At 74.6% G+C, this 19,768-nt stretch carries 5 protein-coding genes; 1 reads left to right on the forward strand and 4 read right to left on the reverse strand.

Annotated elements, in window-relative coordinates; all coding sequences use genetic code 11:
* Positions 1 to 228: 228 nt before the first annotated feature.
* Positions 229 to 1,158: a TauD/TfdA family dioxygenase gene (locus AAFN69_RS28365; RefSeq protein WP_347731698.1), complete on the reverse strand. Its 930-nt coding sequence runs from the start codon at positions 1,156 to 1,158 to the stop codon at positions 229 to 231.
* Positions 1,159 to 1,569: 411 nt separating this feature from the next.
* Here AAFN69_RS28365 and AAFN69_RS28370 point away from each other — a divergent pair, with 411 nt between their 5' ends.
* Positions 1,570 to 2,595 (forward strand): ABC transporter substrate-binding protein, encoded by a 1,026-nt coding sequence (locus AAFN69_RS28370; RefSeq protein ID WP_347731699.1) that lies wholly within the window; start codon positions 1,570 to 1,572, stop codon positions 2,593 to 2,595.
* A 74-nt stretch (positions 2,596 to 2,669) separates the two neighbouring features.
* On the opposite strand, the gene AAFN69_RS28375 is transcribed toward AAFN69_RS28370, so the two are convergent.
* From AAFN69_RS28375 to AAFN69_RS28385, 3 genes are read right to left on the reverse strand one after another with little or no spacing between them, the layout of a single operon-like run.
* On the reverse strand, positions 2,670 to 10,295 hold the full coding sequence (locus AAFN69_RS28375; protein WP_347731700.1) for an amino acid adenylation domain-containing protein: 7,626 nt from the start codon (positions 10,293 to 10,295) through the stop codon (positions 2,670 to 2,672).
* Entirely contained in the window at positions 10,292 to 15,004 is a 4,713-nt protein-coding gene (locus tag AAFN69_RS28380) for an amino acid adenylation domain-containing protein (RefSeq protein WP_347731701.1), read from the reverse strand. Before AAFN69_RS28380 ends, AAFN69_RS28375 begins: the two co-directional genes overlap by 4 nt.
* Positions 15,001 to 19,767 (reverse strand): amino acid adenylation domain-containing protein, encoded by a 4,767-nt coding sequence (locus AAFN69_RS28385; protein WP_347731702.1) that lies wholly within the window; start codon positions 19,765 to 19,767, stop codon positions 15,001 to 15,003. Before AAFN69_RS28385 ends, AAFN69_RS28380 begins: the two co-directional genes overlap by 4 nt.
* Position 19,768 lies beyond the last annotated feature (1 nt).

Consider the following 19,768-nt stretch of genomic DNA (forward strand, 5'->3'; position numbering starts at 1 on the left):
CCGGTGCCCCGCGCCACGCGGGGCACCGGCACGCGGCCCGGCCTCGGGTGACCGGCTGTCGCCTTCGTCGCCGCGGGAGTGTCCCTGCCGGACGGTGCGGAGCCGTGGCAGCCGTCCGGAGGAGTACGGCACTCCGCTGTACCCGGCCCCGGCGGATACCCGTGTGTACCGCCGATGTCCGGAAGCGGCCGGTGGGCGATGCCGTCGCCCGCCGGCCGGACCGGTGTCTCAGGCGTCGGACGCCTCCCCCATCGCCACGGCGATCCTGCGCGGTCCGGTGAACGGCTCCCGCCCGTGGGAGACCAGCATGTTGTCCACCACCAGCAGATCGTCCCGCCGGTAGTCGAAACGAGTCGACGCGCGGCGGTAACAGTCGCGGAGATGGTCGGTGACCTCGTCCGGGATCGGCTCACCGTCACCGTAGTAGGTGTTGTTCGGCAGGCCGTCCTCCCCGCAGATCTCCAGCAGCCCGCCGCGGGTGGCGGCGGGCAGGCTGGTGACATGGAAGATCACCACATGGTTGAACCAGACCGTGTCGCCCGTGACGGGATGCCGGTGGACGGGTTCGCGCACCGCCCGGGTGCGCAGGCCGTCCGTGCCGATCCACTCGGTCTCCAGGCCGCCGGCGGCGCAGAGGCGCTCGACCTCGTCGCGGTCCCTGGTGCCGAACGCCTGCCACCAGCGCAGGCCGATGTCGTTCCGGTAGTTGCGGACCACCATCCACTTGCGCCGGGTGAATTCCTCGCGCACCGAGGGGTCTATCAGCTCGTGGACGAGACGGGTGGAGGAGAGCGGGGTGGCGCCCTGGGTCAGCGGCGGCTCCACACAGTGGAAGTAGAGCACCAGCGGCCATGTGGCCTGGTAGGACATCTCATTGTGCAGGGGTATCTCGGCATGGGCCGGATACGACGTCGAGGTGTAGACCTTGCCCTTGATCACGCTGCGCGGCGAGGACTGTTCCGTGTACGTCAGCGGGGCACCGGAGAGCTCGCGCACCGCGGCCTCGAAGCCGTCCACCCCTCCGACGTCGAAACCGCGGAGAAGCAGCGCGCCGTGCTGGTGCAGCAATTCCCGGAGGTTGGCGCGGTCGCGGCGGATGGCCTCGGAAACCGGGCCCCCATCACCCTCGATTGTCAGGGCGAGCGTCGAACCAGCCATCTGCGTCTCCTGTCGCTCGGTCGGGCGCCGGCGCGGCGGCGCCGTCTTCGGCTCGTATGCACGGGAAGGGGGCCGGGGCATCTCCGGAACACGCCTCACGGGCACCACCCAACCCCCAAGCAAAGTTAGCCTAACCTAAGTCAACTCTCCCTGCCAGGGAGTCATTTCGCCCGGATGCCCCATCAACCCGCCTATGGCACAGCCGTATTGACGCATCGTCAGCTTCACATGCGCTCAACTGTACGCTTTGCCAAGGTGAGCCTTACCTGACTAGGGTCGGTCTGCGCGATCACCTGAACCGGGCGGAGTCCGGGCCGCGACGGCGCGGCGACGCGCCTCACCACGCCCTCGGACGGACGGGTCCGGACCGGTCGCCGCCACTCCACCGACACTCACAGACAGGGCCATGCCATGACCAGACCGACCGACCGCGAACGCCCGCTGAGCCGCCGGGGCCTGCTCTCGCTCGGTGCGGTGATCGGCTCGACCGCGCTGCTCGCCGCCTGCGGCAAGGACGAGCCCGCCAAGCCGTCCGAGCCGGGCGGTTCCGCCGGGGCGGGAACCTTCCCGGTCACGGTCGAGGACAAGTTCGGCTCGGTGAAGATCCCCGGGCAGCCGAAGCGGGTGCTCTCGCTCGGGCGCACCGACCACGATGTACTGCTGGCGCTGGGCATAGTGCCGGTGGGCGTCTGGCAGTTCATCCCGACGATGAAGCGGGGCGTCGGGAGCTGGGCGGAGAAGTCCCTCGGCGGAAAGACTCCGGCCATCCTCAAGCCCCCGTTCGACTTCGAGCAGGTGGCCTCCCTCGCCCCCGATCTGATCGTGAATGTGCAGTCCGGCGGCGACGAGACCGAGTACAGGACGCTGACCGACATCGCCCGCACCGTGGGCCTGCCCAAGGGCGCCGCTCCCAACACGGTGCCCTGGCGGGACTCCACCCGGGTGATCTCGACCGCCGTCGGGCGGGCGAAACGGGGTGAGGAGCTGATCGCGGAGACCGAAGCGCTGCTGAAGGCCACGGCGGAGCGGAACCCCGCCTTCGCCGGGAAGACGGTCTCCATCCTGCTCGCCTTCGCGGGCAAGATCGGCATCTACACGACCGGGGACACCCGGATGCAGCTCGTCACCGCGCTCGGCCTCGAGCCGACCGAGTATGTGACCGGCCTGGGCCAGGAGAAGTACTTCGCCGAGCTCTCCGCCGAGAAGGCCGGTGAGGCGGACGCCGACGTGGTGATCCTGCTGAGCCAGCAGCAGCTGCCGCTGGCCGCGACGCTGAAGCAGTATCCGCAGATCGCGGCCATGAAGGCGGCGAAGGAGAACCGTCTGGTCTTCCCCGCCGACCCCTCGGTCGGCCTGGCGCTGTCCAGTGCGTCGGTGCTGAGCATCCCGCATGCGGTGAAGGGGCTGGAGCCGCTGCTCGCGCAGGCGCTGAAGTAGCCGCCCCGCGGCCGTGACCGCCCGGTTGTGCCGTCCCCTTCTCCGGGGGCGGCACAACCGCGCGCGCTGACGGGTCATTTCGGGGGCAGCAGCCCGTGGGACTCGAAGAAGCGGAGATAGAGCTCCACGAGTCCGGGTCCCGGGGCGGGCCTGGTCAGTCCGGAGCCGGCCAGACCGGCACGGAGCCGCTCGGTCCGGAACGGCTCCGGCACCCAGGGCACCGGCGGCCTCGGGCCCTGGCCGCGCAGCTGGGGCAGGAACGGAGTCACCGGGCTCCCCGGGTCCGCCGCCAGGGCCTCCGCCCACTCGGCCGGTTCGGCCAGGCCCACCGGGCGGCCGCAGGCGGCCATCCACTCCCCCAGTTCGGCCATGGAGATCGCCGGGGTGTCCGCGTGGTGGAAGATCCCGCCCCCGTCCGGGGCATCCGGCCGCAGCGCCAGCTCAACCATCCCCTCGGCCACCTGGTCCACCGGCGTCCAGAACTCCGCCGGACCGTGGGCGGGCAGCAGGCCCACCCGCAGCGAGCCGACCAGCAGCCGTGCCAGGAAGTCGTCCGCCGTCCACGCCCCGGTGCGGCTGTGCCCGGTCACCCGGGCCAGCCGGTGGACGGTGGTGGGCACCCCCAGCCGGCCGGCCCGGGCCACCAGCGCCTCGGCGGCCCGCTTGCTCATCACATAGCCGTTCCCCGGGCCGTCGATCTCGGGCAGTTCCTCCTCGGCCGGCCAGCGCGCATGCCCCGACTCCAGCCGGGGGATCACCGAGAGCGTGGAGGTGTGGTGCAGCCGCTTGAGCCGGGCGGTCATCGCGAACCGCACGATCTCGGCGGTACCCAGGGTGTTGCCCGCGCGCAGTGCCGGATAGCCGCGGAGCAGGCTGATCGAGGCCGCGTTGTGGAAGACGGTGTCGATCCGTTCGGCGAGTTCCCGGTGGTCGGCGGGCGCCAGTCCCAGACCGGGCCGGGACAGATCGCCGGGGACGACGACGACCCGGCCGGGCGGCGGGGCGGGCAGGCCGAAGCGGTCCAGGGTCTCCCGCAGGCGTACGGCCGCGCGCTCCGGGTCGGCGGCCCGGATCAGGCAGTGCACCCTGGCCCCGGTACGGGCCAGCAGGGTGTCCAGCAGAAAGGCGCCGACGAATCCGGTGGCACCGGTGAGCAGGATCTCGGCCGGGCGGCCGGCGGGGACGGCGGGGCCGGGTGGGAGAAGCGGAGCCGGATCGAGCCGTGCGTCGGCGCGCAGCTGCGCGGCCTGCGGGTCGGCCGCCGCGGCACCCGCCGCTTCGGAGCGCGGCGAGCCGGGCGCCGGAGCGCCGTCCCGAGCGGATCCGGCAGGGACCGCGACGGCGGCCGTGGCCGCCTCCACCGCTCGGGCCAGCTCCGCCACTGTGGGGCCGTCGAAGAAGGCCCTGGTCGCCACCTCCGCGCCCAGTTCCTCCCGGACCCGGGCCAGCAGCCGCGGTACCAGCAGCGAATGGCCGCCGAGCGCGAAGAAGTCCTCGTCCACACCGACGGCGGGCAGCCCCAGCAGATCGGCCACCAGATCGGCCAGAGCCTTCTGGACCGGGCCGGACGGCCGCTCTCCCTCGGACGGGCTCCGCCGGGCGGGCGCCGGGAGCGCCGCGCGGTCGAGTTTTCCGCTGCCCGTCACCGGCAGCGCGTCGAGCACCACGACGGCGTACGGCACCATCGGACCGGGCAGCACGGCCGCCAGCGCGCTCCGCAGGGCGTCCGGATCGAGGACCCGGCCCTCGCCGCCGACCGCGTACCCGACCAGCCGGCGCCCGCCGGGCAGATCCTCGCGGACCGTCACGGCCGCCGACACCACACCGTCCAGGGCGGTCAGCGCGGCCTCGACCTCGCCGAGTTCGATCCGGAAGCCGCGGATCTTCACCTGGTCGTCGGTGCGGCCGATGAAGTCGATCCGCCCGTCGTGCCGCCGGCGCACGACGTCACCGGTGCGGTAGAGCCGGGCCCCGGCGGGGCCGAAGGGGTCGGCGACGAAGCGCTCCGCCGTCAGGGCGGCCCGCCCGAGGTAGCCGCGGGCCAGCCCCGCGCCGCCCAGATAGAGCTCGCCGGGAACCGCCGGCGGCACCGGGCGCAGGGCGGCGTCGAGTACATGGGCGCGGGTGCCGGGATCCGGCACGCCGATGGGGACCGAACCGGGGGCTGTGCCGGTGTACTCGGCCGGATCGCACGCGCCGAGGGTGGAGTTGACGGTGGCCTCGGTGGGTCCGTAGGCGTTGAAGAGCCGGCGGCCCTTCCCCCAGCGGGTGACGAGCTGGGGGGAGACCCGCTCGGTGCCGGCCAGCAGCACCGAGTCCTCCGGGAGCGTGCACTCGGGCGGCAGCGCCTCCAGCAGCGCGGGGGGCAGGACCAGGAAGTCGGCGCCGTGCTCCATGGCGTACTCGGTCAGCTCGGGTCCGGCGACCCGCCGTTCGGCCGGCACGATGATCAGCCGGCCGCCGGTGCACAGGGCCAGGCAGAGCTCCCAGAACGCCACGTCGAAAGCGGGTGAGGCGAATTGGAGCACCCGGGTGCCGGGGCCCACGCCGAAGCGCTCCCGCTGGGTCGCGATCAGTCCGGCGACTCCCGCGTGCGTGACCAGCACGCCCTTGGGGCGGCCGGTCGAACCGGAGGTGTAGACGAGGTACGCGGCGCTCTCGGGCCGTACGGCTCCGCCGCGTTCGGCGTCGGTGACCGCGGCGGCCGGGAGCCCGGCGGTACGGTCCCCGACGGCCGGGTCGTCCAGGCAGATCACCTCGGCGGCCGGGCAGGCACCGGCGATCCGCCCCGCGAGTCCGGTGACGGTGAGGACGGCCGCCGGGGCGGCGTCGCGGAGCATCAGCGCGATCCGCTCGGCCGGGTGGTCGATGTCCAGCGGCACATAGGCGCTGCCCGCCTTGACCACGGCGAGCTGCGCCACCACGGTGTCGACGGAGCGGGGCAGGGCGAGCGCGATCAGGCTCTCGCGGCCCCCGCCGTGCGCCAGCAGCAGCCGGGCCAGCCGGTTGGCGCGCTCGTCCAGCTCCCGGTAGGTGACCTCGTCCCGCTCCAGGACCGCGGCGATCGCGTCCGGCCGGAGCGCGGCCTGTTCCTCGAAGGCGCCGACGAGGGTGACGGGGGTCTGGACGGAGCCGGCGCCGCTCCACTCGCCGAGGACGAGGGCGCGTTCGCGGTCGGAGAGCACATCGATCCGGCTGAGCGGCCGGTCCGGGTCGGCGGTGACCGCTTCGAGGACCCGCACCAGCCGCTCGGCCAGCGAGCGGACGGAGGAGGCGTCGAAGAGATCGAGCCGGAAGTCGATCCGGCCGGTGACCCCGTCGCTGTCCGGGTGTTCGGTGAGATCGACGGCGAGGTCGAACTTGGCGGTGCGCAGCCCGGTGTCGTGCCGGGCGGCGGGCACCCCGAGCAGGGTGGGCCGGGCGGGCGGGGCGACCTGGTGGGCGAGCATGACCTGGAAGAGCGGGTGCCGGGCGAGCGAGCGGGCCGGGTTGAGCAGATCGACCAGTCGTTCGAAGGGAAGTTCCTGGTGGGCGTAGGCGGCGAGGCCGCCCTCCCGGACCCGGGCGAGGAGTTCCCGGAAGGCGGGGTCGCCGGAGGTGTCGGTGCGCAGGACGAGAGTGTTGGTGAAGGAGCCGACGAGATCGGTGAGGGCCTCGTCGGTGCGGCCGGCGACCGGGGTGCCGAGCGGGATGTCGGTTCCGGCGCCGAGGCGGGTCAGCAGGGCGGCGAGCGCGGCCTGGAAGACCATGAACACACTGGTGTCACAGCGCTGGGCGAGATCGCGCAGGTCCCGGTGGAGGGCCGGCGGCACGGCGAAGGACACCGTGTCCGCCCGGTGGCTCGCGACGGCGGGCCGGGGCCGGTCGGCGGGGAGGGCGAGCTCCTCGGGGAGTCCCGCGAGGGCGGCGGTCCAGTACGCCTCCTGGGTACGGCCGAGGCTGTCCGGGTCGTCCTCGGGGCCGAGCAGTTCGCGCTGCCACAGGGTGTGATCGGCGTACTGGACGGGCAGCGGCGCCCAGTCGGGTGCCCGGCCGGCCAGCCGGGCGGCGTAGGCGGTGTCCAGGTCGCGCAGCAGCGGCCCGCGTGACCAGCCGTCGGCGGCGATGTGGTGCACCAGCAGGACCAGCAGATGTTCGCCGGGTCCGGTGGTCAGCAGATGGACGCGGAGCGGAATCTCCCGGTCCAGGGCGAAGCGGTGGCCTGCCGCCGCGGCGAGGCGGCCGGGCAGCAGATCCGGGGTGATGTCCTCGGTGTGGAGCACGGGGCGGGCCTCGTGCGGGGCCAGGACATGCTGGCGCGGTACGCCGCCGTCGTCGGGCAGCACGGTGCGCAGGGCCTCGTGGCGTCCGGTCAGATCGCCGAGCGCGTCCCGCAGGGCGGCCGGGTCGATCCGGCCGGTCAGCCGCCAGGCCCAGGGGATGTTGTAGGTGGTGCCCTCCGTGTCGAGCCGGTCCAGGAACCAGAGCCGCCGCTGGGCGGAGGAGAGCGGGATCACCGGGGGCCGTACGGCGGCGGTGAGGGGCGGTGCGGCCGCGGGCCCGCCGTCCAGCAGCAGGGCGAGCCGGGCCGGGGTGGGCGCGTCGAAGACGGCGCGCAGCGGCACCTCGGTGTCCAGCTCGGCGCGGATTCTGCTGACCAGCCGGGCGGCGAGCAGGGAGTGGCCGCCGAGGCGGAAGAAGTGGTCGTCGGGGCCGGCGGCGGCGGGCAGTTCGAGGACATCGGCGAAGAGCGCGCAGAGCAGGCGCTCGCGCGGGGTGCGCGGGGCCCGGCCGCCGACCGCCGGCTCCCGGCCGGGGGCGGGCAGGGCGCGGCGGTCCAGCTTCCCGCTGGCGGTGAGCGGCAGGGCGGGGATCTCCACGAAGTCGGCGGGCACCAGGTGTTCGGGCAGGGTGCGGGCGGCGTGGGCGCGGAGAGCTTCGAGGTCGAGCCGCCCGGCCGGGGCGCCGGCTGCGGGTACGGCGTAGGCGACCAGGCGCGGGTCGCCGGGGCGGTCCTCACGGGCGACCACACGGACCCGGGAGGTGCCCGGGGCACCGGTGAGCGCGGCCTCGGCCTCGCCCGGTTCGACCCGGAAGCCGCGGATCTTCACCTGGTCGTCGGTGCGGCCGATGAACTCCAGCACCCCGTCCGGGTCGGAGCGCACCAGGTCACCGGTGCGGTACATGCGCTCGCCCGGGCCGCCGAAGGGGTCGGCGCAGAAGCGGGTCGCGGTGGCGCCGGGGCGGCCGAGATAGCCGCGGGCGAGCTGGGGGCCGGCGAGGTACAGCTCACCGCCGACGCCGGGCGGGACCGGGCGCAGCGCGTGGTCGAGGACGTACACCCGCGTGTTGTGCACGGGCCGGCCGATGGGCACGGTCGGCGCGGGCGGGGCCCCGGGGTCGTGCGGGTGGGCGGTGACGTCGATCGACGCCTCGGTGGGGCCGTAGAGATTGTGCGGGCTCAGGCCGAGCACCCGCCGGCAGCGGTCGGCGGTCTCGCGGCGCAGCGCCTCGCCGCTGCACAGCAGCCTGCGCAGCGAGCGGCACTCGGCGGCGCCCGGCTCCTGGAGAAAGACATCCAGCATGGAGGGGACGAAGTGGACGGTGGTGATGCGCTCGTCGCGGATCAGCTCGGCGAGATGGGCGGGGTCCTTGTGACCGCCGGGGCGGACGAGGACCAGCGTGGCCCCGGTGGCCAGCGGCCACAGGAACTCCCAGACGGAGACGTCGAATCCGGCGGAGGTCTTCTGGAGCACCCGGTCGCCGGGGCCCAGGGGGTGGGCGTGCTGGGTCCAGCGGAGCCGGTTGACGATACCGGCGTGCGGAACGGTGACGCCCTTGGGGCGGCCGGTGGATCCCGAGGTGTAGATGGTGTACGCGGGATGGAGGGGGTGGAGGGGTGCCGTCCGCTCGGACGGGTCGATGTCGTGGCCGGGCAGGTCGCTGCCGGTGCCGGGGCCGATGGCCAGCCGGGGGGTGTCGTGAGGCGGCGCCCCGGGGGTGCCGTCGGCGGTCAGGAGCAGGGCGGGGCGGGCGTCCCCGAGCATCAGGGCGATGCGGTCGGCCGGGTACTCCGGGTCGATGGGCAGATGGGCGGCACCGGCCTTGTGCACGGCGAGGATCGCGGTGACCAGCTCGGGTGAGCGGGGCAGCGCGAGGGCGACGGTGCTCTCGGGGCCGATGCCGCGCGCGATGAGGATCCGGGCGAGGCGGTTGGCGCGGGTGTTGAGCTCGGCGTAGCCGAGGCTGCCGCCCTCGTGGACCAGGGCCTCGGCGTCCGAGGTCGCGGCCACCTGTGCCCGGAACAGCTCCGGCAGGGTCAGGGCGGGCAGCGGCGCGCTCTCGCCGCGCCAGCTCTCCAGGGCCCGGCCGATCTCGCCGGGGCTCAGCGCATCGCAGCGGGCGGTGGGCAGTGCGGGGTCGCCGGCCAGCCGTCCGAGGATCCGCAGGAGCTGTTCCCCGAGGAGTGCGACCTCGGCGCTGTCGAAGGTGTCCGGGCGGTGGTCCAGGGTGAGCCGGAGGCCGCCCGGGGTGGTGCGGTCGGGGACCGCGGTGAGGGTGAGCGGGTAGTGGGTGGCGTCCTCGCCGTGGAGACCGGTGACCCGCAGTCCCGCCACCGTCTCGCCGGTGGTGGCGGGCGGATGGTTCTCCACGATGGCGAGGGTGTCGAAGAGTTCGCCGCCGTCGGCGGCCGGGACCGAGCGCTGAATGTCGGCCAGGCCCGGGTACTGGTGGCCCAGCAGCCGCGACTGCTCGTCCTGGAGCCGGTCCAGCAGGGCGCCGACGGGCTCGGCGGGGTCCAGCCGGACGCGTACCGGCACGGTGTTGATGAAGAGCCCGATCATCGACTCGACCCCGGCGATCTCGGGAGGCCGGCCGGAGACCACGGTGCCGAAGACCACGTCGGAGCGGCCGGTGCGGCGGGCGAGCAGCAGCCCCCAGGCGGCCTGGACCAGGGTGTTGACGGTCAGTCCCCGGCCGCGCGCCAGGGTGTGCAGACCGGCGGCGAGGGCCGGCGGGGTGGTGAGGTCGAGCCGGTCCGGGAGTACGGGGGTGCGCGCCGGCGCGGGCCCGGCGAGCAGGGTGGGGCCGTCGAGACCGGCCAGGGCCTCGTCCCAGACGGCGCTGGTGGCGGCCCGGTCGCGGGAGCCGAGCCAGGCCAGATGATCGCGGTGGGGGGTGACGGCGGGCAGTGTCGCGGGGACCCCGGCGGCGTACCCCTCGTACAGCGCCAGCAGTTCGCGCAGGACCAGGGGCGAGGACCAGCCGTCGAGCAGGACGTGATGGAAGGTGAGGGTGAGCCGGTGGCGGTCGGGGGCCAGCCGGATCAGTGCCATCCGCAGCAGGGGCGGTGTGCGGACGTCGAACCGCCGGGCGCGTTCGCCGTCCGCGAGCCGGGCCAGGGCGGCGAGCTGTTCCGGGGCGTCGCGTCCGGACAGATCGTGCTCGGTCCAGGGAAGTCCGACCCGCCGGAGCACCACGGCCATCGAGCGGCCGCGGGAGTTGGTGCGGAAGGCGGACCTGAGGCCGGGATGCCGGTCGAGCAGGGCCTGTCCGGCACGGCGCAGCGCGGCGGCGTCGACGGGGCCGCCGAGGTCGACACCCAGCCGGACGGTGTAGACGTCCGGGCCCTGTCCGTCGTCGAGCAGCGTGTGGAAGAGCATCCCCTCCTGGAGCGGGGTGAGCGGGAGGACGTCCTCGATGCGGGACTGCTGGGTCATGACGGCATCCTGTCGGTGTCGGTGTCCTCGAACGCGGCCCGCGGTGCGCCGGCCGGCCCGGCGCCGGGGGTGTCGAATTCGGCTTCCAGGGCGTCGATGTCGTCCTGGGTGAGCTCCATCAGGGGCATGTCGGAGGGGGTGTGGCCGCCCGCGCCCGGCAGTTCGGCGCCCGCCGCGAGCGCCTCCAGGACGGTGAACCAGGCGTCGGCGAGGGCCTGTGCCCGCTCCTCGGTGAGCAGTGACGGGGCCCAGGTCCAGCGGGCGGTGAGCCGGGGTCCGGCCGGGGTGTCCCAGGTGGCGGCGTTGACCTCGATGGCGTGGGTGAGCGGCATGCCGGGGTCGGCGCCGCCGCCGATCGGGCCGCCGGCTCCGGCGGCCGGGTCCGTCTCCCCGGCGCCGTCCCCCGGCGCGGTGAAACGGCCCAGGTAGTTGAAGCCGATCAGCGGTTCGGGAAGGGCTGAGAGGGCCGGGGCGGTGTCCGGATTGAGCCGGCGCAGCAGGCCGTGGCCGAGGCCGGCGTCGGGGACGGCGCGGAGCTGTTCCTTGACCTCCTTGACGGCGCGGCCGAGCGACGCGGGGTCGTCGCGGACGGTGTCGGGGGTGAGCGGGCCGGTGGTCAGCCGGACCGGGTGCACGGTGGTGAACCATCCGACGGTGCGCGAGAGGTCGGTGCCCGGGAAGAGGTGTTCGTGCCGGCCGTGGCCCTCCACGTCGACGACCACGGGCAGCCCGCCCTCGGACCACTGTCCGACCGCGATCGTCAGCGCGGCGAGCAGGATGTCCTGTACTCCGGCGTGGTAGCGGGCCGGGACCCGGCCGAGGAGCGGTCCGGTGTGCCGGGCCGGGAGCCGGTGCTCCAGGCGTCCGGCGGTGCCCGCCGTGTCGCGGAGGGGGTCGGGGCGCCGCCCGCCGAGCAGTGGGCCCGGGTCGGCGAGAATCCGGGTCCACAGCGGGAGTTCGGCGGTGCGGCGGGGGTGGCGGGCCTCCTCCCCGAGGAGTTCGGCCCAGCGGCGCAGGGAGGTGGTGCGGGCGGGGAGTTCGGCGGGGATGCCGTCGCCCGCGGCGGCGAGCGCGGTTTCGAGGTCGGGCAGCAGAACGCGCCAGGAGACACCGTCCACGGCCAGATGGTGGAGGACCAGCAGCAGCGCGCCGGGGCGGTCCGCTCCGGCGTCCAGCCATTCGGCTTCGAGCACGGCGCCGGTGCCGGGGGCGAGGCGTGCGCGGGCGGCTCCGGCCCGGGATCCGGCGAGCCGGGCGGGATCCCCGCCGGCGCACTCCGTCCGGCGGAGCCGGGGCCCGGCGGGCACCGAACCGGGCGGCCGGACATACAGGGTCCAGCCGCCGTCCCCGGTCCGCCCGGTGCGCAGCCGGAGCGCGTCGTGGTGGTCGATGAGGGTCTGGAGGGCGGTGGTGAGCTGTTCTCCGGTGGTCCCGGCCGGGACGGTGACGACGGCGGACTGCGAGAGTCCGTCGACCGGTCCCCCGATCGAGCCGAGCCATGCGGTGATGGGGGTCGGGCCGACCTCTCCGGTGCCGTCGTCCGCGGCGGCGGGGGCCGCGGCCGGGGCGGCGGCGGCCGTACGGGCCAGGGCCGCCGGGGTGCGGTGGGTGAAGACGTCGCGGGGGGTGAGCGGCAGTCCGGCGGCGCGGGCCCGGGAGACCAGGGTGATGGCGAGGATGCTGTCGCCGCCGAGTTCGAAGAACGAGGCGTCGGGTCCGGCCAGGTCCAGGTGGAGCACCTGGGCGAAGAGTGCGCAGAGCGTGGTCTCGGCGCCCTCGGCGGGCGGGCGGGACGGCGGGCCGGCGCCGGCGTCGGGTGCGGGCAGTGCCCGGTGGTCGACCTTGCCGTGCGGGGTCAGCGGAAGGGTGTCGAGGACGGTGAAGACGGCGGGCACCATGTGCGGGGGCAGCAGGGCCGCGGTGTGGGCGCGCAGTTCGGCGGGGGCGGGCGCGGGGCCGGTGCCCCCGGTGGCGGCCCAGGCCATCAGCCGCGTACCGCCGGGGCCGTCGTCGCGGGCGAGGACCACACAGCGGGAGACTCCGGGATGCGCGGCCACGGCGGCCTCCACCTCGCCGGGTTCGATCCGGAAGCCGCGGATCTTCACCTGGTCGTCCGCGCGGCCGGCGAACTCCAGGGTGCCGTCCGGCAGGCGGCGGGCCAGGTCGCCGCTGCGGTAGAGGCGCTCACCGGGGGTGAAGGGACTGGCCACGAAACGGGCCGCGGTGAGACCGGGCCGCCCGAGATAGCCGCGGGCGAGCTGGGCACCGCCGATGTAGAGCTCGCCGATGACACCGGGCGGGACGAGGTCCAGTTCCGGGGAGAGCAGATGGGCGGTCAGCCCGGGCAGTGGCTCCCCGATGACACTCGCCGGCGAGCCGGTCATCTCCCGGGTCATGGTCTGGTGGGTGCAGTGCACCGTGGTCTCGGTGATCCCGTACATGTTGACCAGCTCCGGGGAGCCGGCCGGGCGGTGGGCGTGGTCGGCGTACCACTCGGCGAGGCGGGGCGGTTGCAGCGTCTCGCCGCCGAAGACGACGGTCCGCAGATGGGCGGGGGGCGCACCGCGCTCGTGAACGGCGCGGGCGAGCTGGTGGAAGGCGGACGGGGTCTGGCTGAGCACGGTCACCCGCTGCTCGTCCAGGAGCGCGAGGAAGTCCTCCGGGGAGCGGGTGGTCTCGGAGGGCACGATCACCAGCCGGCCGCCGTGCAGGAGCGCGCCCCAGAGTTCCCAGACGGAGACGTCGAAGGAGTAGGAGTGGAAGAGGCTCCAGATGTCGTCGGGTCCGGGCTGGATCACGGGCGCCGCGGCGGCGAGGAGCCGGACGACATTGCGGTGCGGGATCAGGACGCCCTTGGGGGTGCCGGTGGAGCCGGAGGTGTAGATGGCGTAGGCGGGGTGGTCGGGGTGGAGCGCGGTGCGGGGGTCGGTCTCCGGACGGCCGGCGAGGTCGGCGAGCACCCCGGGGTCGTCCAGGAGCAGGGGGGTGCCTCCGGCCCGGTGGCCGGGTGCGGCGCCGGAGACGGTCAGCAGGGCGGTGGGCGCGGCGTCGTCGAGCAGCAGCCGGATCCGGTCGGCGGGGTAGTCGGGGTCGACGGGGAGATATCCGGCGCCGGTCTTGAGGACGGCGAGGACGGCCACCACCAGTTCGGCCGAACGGGGCAGGGCGAGGGCGATGAGCTGCTCGGGGCCCGCGCCGAGTTCGATCAGCCGGTGTGCCAGCCGGTTGGCGCGGGTGTTCAGTTCGCGGTAGGTCAGCAGCTCGGTGCCGTGGACGACGGCGACGCGGTCGGGGGTGCGGGCGGCCTGTTCCCCGAAGAGGGCGGGAAGGGTGGCGTCGGAGGGTTCCGGTGCGGTGGGGGCGGTGAGCAGTTCACGGCGTTCCGCGGCGCTCAGTACGCCGACCCGGGCGCAGCGGGCGCCGGGGTCGTCGGCGAAGGCGTCGAGGATGCGGCGGAACCGGTCGAGCAGGGTCCGGGCGGCCGGCTCGTCGAAGGTGTCCGGACGGTACTTGAGGGTGAGCTCCTGGCCGTCCGGCCCCGGCATCACCATGAGGGTGAGCGGATAGTGGGTGGCGATGGGCCGGGTCGTGGACTCGGCGGTGAGACCGGCGCCCCGCTGTGCCTCGGTGATGGCCCCGGCGTCGAAGGGGAAGGATTCGAAGACGGTCAGGGTGTCGAAGAGTTCGCCGGTGCCGGTGATGCGCTGGATGTCGGAGAGGCCGAGCTGCTGGTGGTCGACGAGGGCGGCCTGTTCGGCCTGGACACGGGTGAGCAGGTCGGTGACGGTTTCGGCCGGATCGAGCCGGATCCGTACCGGCAGGGTGTTGATCAGCAGCCCGACGATGGTCTCGACACCCGGCAACAGGGGGGAGCGGCCGGAGACGGTGCCGCCGAAGATCACGTCGCGGCGTCCGGTGAGCCTGCTGAGCAGGATGCCCCAGGCCGTCTGGACCACGGTGTTGAGGGTGACTCCCCGGCCCCGGGCGAGCGCGGTCAGCCGGGCGGTGAGGCCGGCCGGCAGCTTCGCCGAGACCTCGGCGGGCAGTTGGGGCCGGTCGGGGCGGCCGGGCGCGAGAAGGGTGGGTTCGCTCACACCGTCGAGCGCCGTGCGCCAGGCGGCCAGTGCCGCGTCCCGGTCCCGGCCGGCGAGGTGGGCGAGGAAGTCGCGGTGCGGCCGGGCCGGGGGGAGAGCGGCGGCCGGGTCTCCGTCGGCCGCGTACAGCGCGAAGAGGTCGCGCATCAGGAGGGGGGTGGACCAGCCGTCGAGGACGATGTGGTGATTGGTCATCACGAGCCGGTGCCGGCCGGGGCCGGTGGTGACGACGAGGAAGCGGATGAGCGGTGGCTGCTCCAGGTCGAAGCGGTGGATCCGGTCGGCTTCGACCAGCCGGTCGAGCTCGGCGGTCCGGTCCTCCCCGGTGAGATGGGAGAGATCGGTCTGCCGCCAGGGGACGGTGACCTCGCGGAGGACCACCTGGAGGGGCGAGTCGCCGTCGCGGATGAATCCGGCGCGCAGACAGGTGTGGCGGCTCACCAGGGCCTCGGCGGCACGGCGCAGCCGGGCGGGGTCGAGCGGGCCGGTCAGATCGATCAGGAGCTGGGCGACATAGACGTCGAGCGAGGTCTCGTCGTAGACGGAGTGGAAGAGCAGACCCTCCTGGAGCGGGGTCAGCGGGAGGACGTCCTCGATCGGGGATCGGGCGTTCATGCGGTGCGCCACCTCGATTCGAGAGCGTCGAGCCTGCTCTGGTCGATGGAGACCAGGGAGAGATCGGAAGGGGTGTGGCCGCCCGCGTCCGGACGGTCCGCGTGCGTGGTGAGCGCGGTCAGGGCACGCTGCCAGTGACCGGCGAGTGCGGTGGTCTCCTCGGTGGTGAGGATGCCGGTGGCGTGGGTCCAGTGAGCGGTGAGCAGGGGTCCTTCGGGTCCTTCCTCGGTGAGGGCGTTGACGACCACGGCCGAGGGCGCGGGCATCTCGGGGTCGGAGGCGGCGGTGAGCCCGCCGGGTCCGATGGTCCACTCGGGGCGCCCCGCACCGGTGCCGGTGCGGAAGCGGCCCAGGTAGTTGAAGCCGATCTGGGGTTCGGGGCGGGCGGCGAGTTCGGCGGCGGCGGCCGGGTTGAGGTGGCGGAGCAGGCCGTATCCGATGCCCCGGTCCGGCAGCGAGCGCAGATGTTCCTTGATGCGTTTGACGGCGGTCCCGGCGTCGGTGCCGCCCGCGAGGGCCTGGTCCAGGTCGAGTCCCGTGAGGTCGAGCCGGACCGGGTACTGGCTGCTGAACCAGCCGACGGTACGGCTCGGGTCGGCACCCGGCACCGCGTTCTCCTCGCGGCCGTGTCCCTCCAGGGTGACCAGGGTGGTGGGTTCCGCGACGCCCCGTTCGCGCCGCCAGGCGGTGACGGCCAGGGCGAGTGCGGTGAGCAGGATGTCCTCGGTGCCCGCGTAGTAGGCGGCGGGGACGGTGGTCAGGAGTGCGGTGGTGGTGTCGGCGGGCACCGTGACGGTCACGGTCTCCACCGTGGACCAGCGGTCGGCGGCGGGGTCGGGGCGGCGGGTGCCGAGCACCGGGTCGGGTCCGTCCAGGACGGTCCGCCAGAGGCCGAGTTCCCCGATGCGCGCCGGGGTCCCGGCCGCTTCGGCGAGGCCGCCGGTCCACGCGCCCAGGGAGGTGCGGACCTCGGGCAGCCGGGGCGGCTCGCCGGCGCGGACCGCCCGCCAGGCGGTGGCCAGATCCTCGGTGATGATCCGCCAGGAGACACCGTCCACGGCGAGGTGGTGGATGAGCAGCGCGAGCCGGCCGCCGGCGGGGCCGTTGTCGTACCAGACGGCCCGGAGCATGGTCCCGGCGGCGGGGTCGAGCCCGGCCAGCGCGTCGGCGTGTTCCTTCGCCGTGCGGGCGTCGCGCTCGCTTCCGGTGAGTCCCGTGAGGTCGGCGCGGTGCAGCAGGGATCCGGCGGACACGGTGCCCGGCGGGCGCACGGTGAGGAGCGGGCCGGTGCTCAGTACGGAGCGCAGCGCCCCGTGGTGGTCGATGAGGGCCTGGAGGACGGCGGTCAGGCCGGGCAGGTCGACGTCGCCGGGGAGATCGAGGAGCGCGGACATGTGATGGCGGGGCAGCAGACCTCCGGGGCGGGCGTCGAAGGCCCGCATGAGGGGGGTGGGGGCGGCCGTTCCGGTGTCGTCCGGCCGCCGCTCCTCCGGGGCCGGCTCCGGCTCGGCGGAGGCGGTGACGGCGGCGGCCAGCGCGGCGGGGGTGCGGTGGGCGAAGACATCGCCGGGGGCTATCGCCAGTCCGGCGGCACGGGCCCGGGAGACCAGCGAGATGATGACGATGCTGTCGCCGCCGAGCTCGAAGAAGGAGTCGTCCACGCCGACCTCGTCGACGCCGAGCAGTCCGGCGAAGAGCTCGCACAGGATCCGCTCGGTTCCGGTGCGCGGTTCGCGGGCCGGTGCGGCGGCGGTGAAGCCCGGTGCGGGCAGTGCCCTGCGGTCCGTCTTGCCGGACGGGGAGAGCGGCAGCGCGTCGAGCAGCGTGATCGCGGCGGGTACCGCGTGCTCCGGAAGGCGGTCCGTCAGATGGTCGCGGAGCGCGTCCTCGTCGACGGCGCCGGGGGCGGACGGGACGGCCCAGGCGGCGAGGTAGGTGCCTCCGGGGCCGTCGTCGTGGGCGGTGACGGCGGCGGCGGTCACACCGGGGAAGGCGGCGACCGCGGCCTCGATCTCGCCGGGTTCGATCCGGAAGCCGCGGATCTTCACCTGGTCGTCCGCGCGGCCGATGAACTCCAGGGTGCCGTCCGGCAGGCGGCGGGCCAGGTCGCCGGTGCGGTAAAGACGCTCACCGGGGGTGAAGGGACTGGCCACGAAACGGGCCGCGGTGAGACCGGGCCGCCCGAGATAGCCGCGGGCGAGCTGGACTCCGCCGACGTACAGCTCGCCGGTGACTCCGTCGGGGACGGGGCTCAGCCCGGAGTCGAGGACATGGCACTGGGTGTGGGGCACCGGGCGGCCGACCGGGACGGGGCCGGGCGGGGTGTTCTCGGCGGTGCCGAGCGGGTGGAGGAGACAGCCGACGGTGGTCTCGGTCGGGCCGTACTCGTTGATGACCTCGATCGAGCCCGCCGCCGGGGGCCGCCAGTCCTCCAGTGCCTCGCCGCGCAGGGCCTCGCCCGCGATCACCAGGGTCCGCTGCCCCGTCTCGGAGAACCGGACTGCGGGGAGCAGCGGCAGATGGCTGGGAGTGATCTTGAGGAAGGTGGCCCGGCCGGCGGCCGAGGCCAGCGCGTCCAGGGTGTCCTCGCAGAGTTCGAGCACACCTCCCTGGAGGAGCGGGCCGTACATCGGGGTCACCGAGAAGTCGAAGGAGACGGAGGAGTGCATCAGGGTGTGCCCGGCCAGGCCGGTGAAGATCCGTCCGGCCCACTCCAGATGGGCGGCGAGCGCCCGGTGGGAGACGACCACGCCCTTGGGGGTACCGGTGGAGCCCGAGGTGTAGATGACATAGGCCGGATGGTCCGGGCGCAGGGGTACGGTCCGGTCGTGGCCGGCGAGGTCGTCCGCGCCGTACGCGCCGAGGACGGCGGCGGTCTCCGGGGCGTCCAGGAGCAGCCGGGGCACCCTGTCGGTGCGCGGCAGGCCGGGGTCGGCCGCCGCGGTGGTGAGGAGGAGGGCGGGAGCGGCGTCGGTGAGCATCAGGCGGATCCGGTCCGCCGGATAGGCCGGGTCCACCGGGACATAGGCGGCACCGGCCTTGAGCACGGCCAGCGCGGCGACGACGGTGTCAGGGGAGCGCGGTACGGAGAGGGCGACCAGGTTCTCCGGGCCGATGCCGCGTTCGGCCAGATGGCGGGCGAGGCGGTTGGCGCGGGCGTTCAGCTCGGCGTAGCTCAGGGCGCCGGCCGGGGAGAGCAGGGCGGTGGCGTCCGGGGTGCGGCCGGCCCGCGCCTCGAAGAGCCCGGGCAGCAGGGAGCCGGTGATCTCCGGGGAGCTCTCGCCGGACCCGGCGGCGATGATCCGTGACCGTTCCGGTCCGGTGAGCGGGTCGAGGGCGGCCAGGGGCGCGTCGGGCCGGTCCAGTGCCGCGTTGAGGAGGGTGTCCAGTTGGCGCAGGAGCTGCCGGGCCATGGCGGCGGCGCCCTCGTCGGCCCAGTGGTTGGCCTCGACACCGACCTCGTCGCCGGTGAATTCGGCGGCCAGGGTCAGATCGAAGCGGGCGCTGCCGTTGTAGAGGTGGCGGCGGGTCGCGGTGAGCCCGGCGGCGGCGAAGGGCGCGAGTACGGTGCTGCGGAGCGAGAGCACCACATTGAACAGGCCCTGCTCGCCGTGGCGGCGGTGCGGGTCGGCCTCGCGGGCGACCCGGTCGAGCTCGATGTCCTGGTGCTCGTACGCCTCGACGCAGCCGGCGCGGGCCTTGGCGACCAGTTCGGTGAAGGTGTCGGCGGGGTCCACGGCGGACCGCAGGGCGAGGGTGTTGCCGAGGTAGCCGACGACCTGCTCGGAGCGCGGGAAGTCCCGGTTGACGACGGGTGCGCCGATGACGAGGTCGCGGGCGCCGGTGGTGCGGTGGAGAAGGGCGTTGACGGCGGCGAGCAGCACCATGAAGGGGGAGGCGCCCCGGTGGCGGGCGAACTCCCGGATCCGGCGGCCGGTGCCGGGCCGCAGCCGGTGTGCCTGGTCGTCACCGGGGCGTCCGGCGCCGCCGCTGCCGCCGCTCAGCCCGGGCAGCGCGACGGGCGCCGGCGGGTCGGCGAGGCGCTCGCGCCAGTACGCCAGTCCCTCGGGCCGGGCGGTGGGGGGACGCTCGGGGCGGGCGGCCTCGGCGAACTGAAGGGCGGGGCCCCGGTCGGGCGCGGTTCCGGCGAGGAGACCGCGGTACTCCTCCATCAGCTCGCCGAAGAAGACCCCGGAGGTGGCGTCGTCCCAGGCGATGTGGTGGGCGACCAGGACCAGGGTCGCGCTCTCCTCGCCGGTGTGGATGAGCCGTACCAGTACCGGTGATCCGGCGCCGAGGTCGAAGACGTGGCCGGCCGCGGCACGGGCGAGTTCCCCGGTGCGCTCGGCGGCCTCGGCGGCGGGGAGATGCCGCAGATCGACCAGGTCGAAGGGGACGGTGAGCTCGGTGTCGACGCGCTGGACCGGGGTGTCGTCGGGGCCTGCGTGGTAGGTGGTGCGGAGGATGTCGTGGCGCCGGGCGAGGCGGGCGAGGGCCTGTCCGAGAAGGCCGCCGTCGAGGGGTCCCCGGAGGTCGAGGGCGATCAGCACGTTGTAGGCGACGCTCTCGGGGTGGAGCTGCTGGATCGACCACATGCGCCGCTGGCCGGGCGAGAGAGGCAGATCCCCGCGGGTGACCGCGGGCGCGGGGGCGGCCGGCGGGGCGGGATCCGCGGTGAGCCGGGCGCGGGCCTTGGCCCGGCGCAGCAGTTCACGCCTGCGCTCCAGAGCTTCTCGTTCGGTCCGGGCGGCGTCGGTTGTCACG

It is taken from the genome of Streptomyces sp. CAU 1734, from assembly GCF_039888735.1.
In the GTDB taxonomy this organism is placed as follows: domain Bacteria; phylum Actinomycetota; class Actinomycetes; order Streptomycetales; family Streptomycetaceae; genus Streptomyces.

Excerpts from the sequence above, each read along its gene's own strand:
- AAFN69_RS28365 (WP_347731698.1), bottom strand. The coding sequence starts at position 1,158 with ATGGCTGGTTCGACGCTCGCCCTGACAATCGAGGGTGATGGGGGCCCG.
- AAFN69_RS28370 (WP_347731699.1), top strand. The coding sequence starts at position 1,570 with ATGACCAGACCGACCGACCGCGAACGCCCGCTGAGCCGCCGGGGCCTG.
- AAFN69_RS28375 (WP_347731700.1), bottom strand. The coding sequence starts at position 10,295 with ATGACCCAGCAGTCCCGCATCGAGGACGTCCTCCCGCTCACCCCGCTC.
- AAFN69_RS28380 (WP_347731701.1), bottom strand. The coding sequence starts at position 15,004 with ATGAACGCCCGATCCCCGATCGAGGACGTCCTCCCGCTGACCCCGCTC.